This window comes from Mycobacterium sp. (genome assembly GCF_050701675.1).
Classification (GTDB): domain Bacteria; phylum Actinomycetota; class Actinomycetes; order Mycobacteriales; family Mycobacteriaceae; genus Mycobacterium.
In genome coordinates this window covers 1-3,234 of sequence record NZ_JBOGDD010000110.1, presented here as the reverse complement: position 1 = coordinate 3,234, position 3,234 = coordinate 1, and the positions used below count along the sequence as shown (strand labels likewise).

4 protein-coding genes are annotated in these 3,234 nt (G+C 63.0%); 3 read left to right on the top strand and 1 reads right to left on the bottom strand.

Annotated elements, in window-relative coordinates; genetic code table 11:
* The 3 genes from ACRDUX_RS03415 to ACRDUX_RS03405 all read left to right on the top strand — a co-directional run.
* Positions 1 to 342: cytosine permease (locus ACRDUX_RS03415; RefSeq protein ID WP_526411032.1), on the top strand; the 342-nt coding region annotated here is incomplete at its 5' end.
* A gap of 9 nt (positions 343 to 351) precedes the next feature.
* Positions 352 to 1,443, top strand: a complete 1,092-nt coding sequence (locus ACRDUX_RS03410; protein ID WP_526411031.1) for a histone deacetylase family protein — start codon at positions 352 to 354, stop codon at positions 1,441 to 1,443.
* Entirely contained in the window at positions 1,440 to 2,117 is a 678-nt protein-coding gene (locus ACRDUX_RS03405) for a TetR/AcrR family transcriptional regulator (RefSeq protein ID WP_526411034.1), read from the top strand. The genes ACRDUX_RS03410 and ACRDUX_RS03405 overlap by 4 nt, the downstream gene beginning before the upstream one ends.
* A gap of 191 nt (positions 2,118 to 2,308) precedes the next feature.
* Here ACRDUX_RS03405 and ACRDUX_RS03400 read toward each other — a convergent pair whose 3' ends face one another.
* Positions 2,309 to 3,085, bottom strand: a complete 777-nt coding sequence (locus ACRDUX_RS03400) for a DeoR/GlpR family DNA-binding transcription regulator (protein ID WP_526411029.1) — start codon at positions 3,083 to 3,085, stop codon at positions 2,309 to 2,311.
* Between the last annotated feature and the right edge of the window lie 149 nt (positions 3,086 to 3,234).

The following is a 3,234-nucleotide window of genomic DNA, read 5'->3' as shown; positions in this document are numbered from 1 at the left end:
CTCGTGGACTATTATCTGGTACAGCACGGCACCTACGATGTGCCGGCGATGTACGTGAAGTCCGGACCATACTGGTACAACCCAGCGACCTGGACCTACCACGGCTTTAACCTGAAGGTCCTGCTCGCCTACTTCGCCGGTGTCCTCAGCGGATTCCCCTTCGTCTCGAGCGCCTGGTTCAAGGGCCCCCTTGCTGACAGATTCGACGGCGCGGACCTGTCGTGGATCCCGGGACTCGCGGTGACTGCCGTCGTGTACCTCGCCCTGGCCTACCGCAGCCGTACCACCACCGTGGCACCGAGCCAGTTCGCACCGGTCACTCCCGATTCAGCCGCACTGTAAAGGACTGCGATGCCCAACATCGACCTCCCGACCATCCCGGTCGTCACCAGCCCTTACCATCAGGGTCACGCTCCACGAGTGGAAGTGCAGTGCGGCAGGCCGATCGCAGCCTTCGACCTTGTCGCCAGAATGGATTCCATTCATAATGCCCTCGCCGGTGACCACCGAATCAATATGGTGGAACCGCAAATCGGCCTGGCGGTCGATGAGATGATTCGGCGCGTGCACGACCAGGAACTCGTGGACTTCCTGGCCCAAGCATGGGAGCAGGGGCACTCTCCCTGCGACGATCTCGATCTCCTGTTCGCCGACACCTTCGCACATCGGGGACTGCACGCCCCCCATTCTCGCCGCAAGGCTGCTCACCAGGCAGGTGCGTTGGGGCAGTACTGCTTCGACACCATCACCGGAGTCGGGCCAAACACATTCGAGGCAGCAGCCGGATCCGTTGCGACTGCAGTGACTGCTGCCGGTCACGTCGCGCGGGGCGCGCCGTTGGCGTTGGGGCTGTGCCGACCTCCGGGCCATCATGTCTCGGCCGACGCGTTCGGCGGCGGTTGTTACCTGAACAATGCCGCGATCTCAGCGCAGTGGCTGCGTGACCAGGGTGCCGACAAAGTCGCTATTGTTGACATCGATTTCCACCACGGCAATGGAACTCAAGCCATCTTCTATGATCGCGCCGATGTGTTCTACACCTCGCTGCACGGCCATCCCGACCGGTGTTATCCCTATTTCACCGGCTACGCCGAGGAGACCGGCACCGGCGACGGACGGGACACGACGCTGAACCTACCCTTCGGCCCGGAGATCGACGGTGCGGCGTACGGGAAACTGATCGATCGAGCCCTGAGTGCCGTCTCGAGCTACAGTCCCGCCGTCGTCGTCGTCTCGCTCGGCTTTGACACCTATCGCGGAGACCCGGCTGGCGACGCCGCGCTCGACACGACTGACTATTTCAGTGTGGGGCAAGCATTTTCCGGTCTCGGCATTCCCACCGTCGCCGTACTCGAGGGTGGATATTCAGTGCCCGATCTAGGATCCAATGTGCGCGCGTGGCTTTCGGGCGCTGCTGGCGACACTGCGTTTGAGGGAGGCTGACCATCGCTACCAACAATCATGCAGAGACCGCTGATCTTCCTGACGGCCTGACACGGACACCTCCGAGTCGCCGTGGTATCGCCAGGAAGAACGCCATTATCGACGCCGCTCTGCACGTCGTCAGTCGAGCAGGCATTGCCGGCCTCTCCTTGCGTGTCGTCGCTGCCGAAGCGGCGATCCCGTTGAGTGCCGTCGGATACTACTTCGAAAGCAAAGACGACCTGATCCAAGCCGCCTTTGATCGCCATGTTCAGCATGAGACCGCCCGCGTTACCCGGGCGATCGCGCGGATGGGGGAAAGCCCCAGTGCCGCAGACCTAGCCGACCGGCTCGCGGACTTCGTCATCTCAGGCCTCACCGAAACTCGGATGCAGATGCAGGCAGAGTACGAGTTCGTGATCGAAGGTGTCCGGCGGCCTGCACTGGCCAAAGCGTCCTCCGCGTGGCAAGCGACGCTGAACACACAATTGCAGGCGGTGATGGAAAGCTTGGAGTCACCGAGTCCGAAGGCTGACGCCCGATTGATTTTAGCTGTGCTGGCCGGTCTGGAAGTCGACCAGTTAGCGACCGAACTGCAGGCAAGCGATGCTCGCATGATAAGAGAGGTGCTGCGGCGGCTGTTGCTGTCCCTCGAACTAGCTTGGCGTGCTGGTGAATCCGTGAGAGACCACTGAACGCCCTACTGCTGCCGTCAGGGAGGCTCAGTAGGGTGCGCTCGATAGTCCCACGCAGCCGATCGAAGAACGCCTCTCGGCTCTGATTCGGGACGGGCTCGTCGGTCGGGTGCCTACCGCCGACCACGCCGCCGTCCTGGCCGGACGGGACGACGGCGGCATTGCCGTGCTCATCGGCTAACCGTTGCCATTCACTCGGTTTCGAGAACCTCGACGTTGTGATCGCGGAGCATCTCGCGCCAGGTCGCGTCGAGCTTGTTGGTCACGACCAGATCGACGTCGGACCAACCCAGGGTGCCGGCTCGCCCGACGTTGCCGACTTTCGAGCCGTCAGCCAGAACGATCACCCGCCTGGCTTGGCGACCCATCACCGCTGCGACTTCGGCATCCAAGAGGCTGTTCCATCGGGGGCCGAGTTCGAAGTCCAATCCGTCGCAACCCAATAGGGCCGCGTCTGCGCTCAATTGGGACAGCGCCGCTGTGGCCAGCGGGCCGCTGGTGCCGAACGACGATCCGTGCAGAGTGCCGCCGATCACCACCACCTCCATGCCCGCCACGGTCGCCAGGCGTTCGCCGATGTTCAGTCCGGAGGTGGCCACCCACACCGGCTGTGCCCGGGCGATCAGTTCTTCGGCGACCGCCAAGGCGGTGCTCCCGTCGTTGAGGAAGAGCGACGACCGCGGCTCGATCACGGATGCTGCCAGGACGGCGATCGCCCCTTTTTCCCGGGCGTGGCGACGGCGCCGAAGTTCGAAGGTGTCATCCAAGTCGCTTGAGGCCGCTACCAGTGACGCGCCGCCGCGCACGCGCCGGATCAGACCGCGTGACTCCAACAGGGTCAGATCGCGCCGGATGGTCGCCGTGCTCACACCCGTCGCGTTGCGGATGTCGTCCACCGATGCGATCGGTTGGCGGGACAGCAGGTCGATCAGGTGTGCGTACCGCTCTTCGGCGTGCTTCTCGGCCATGTCCATACCCTAGCCACGATCATCTTCGCTCAAGATCTTGCGATATTTGATCGATCATGATTGCATGGCCTGCATCACATTCTTTGGAGGAGCTTCCATGGGCCAAGAGCCGCCACATTCCGTACCGCAGGACCCTTCAGGCACTGCAC

Excerpts from the sequence above, each read along its gene's own strand:
- ACRDUX_RS03410 (WP_526411031.1), top strand. The coding sequence starts at position 352 with ATGCCCAACATCGACCTCCCGACCATCCCGGTCGTCACCAGCCCTTAC.
- ACRDUX_RS03400 (WP_526411029.1), bottom strand. The coding sequence starts at position 3,085 with ATGGCCGAGAAGCACGCCGAAGAGCGGTACGCACACCTGATCGACCTG.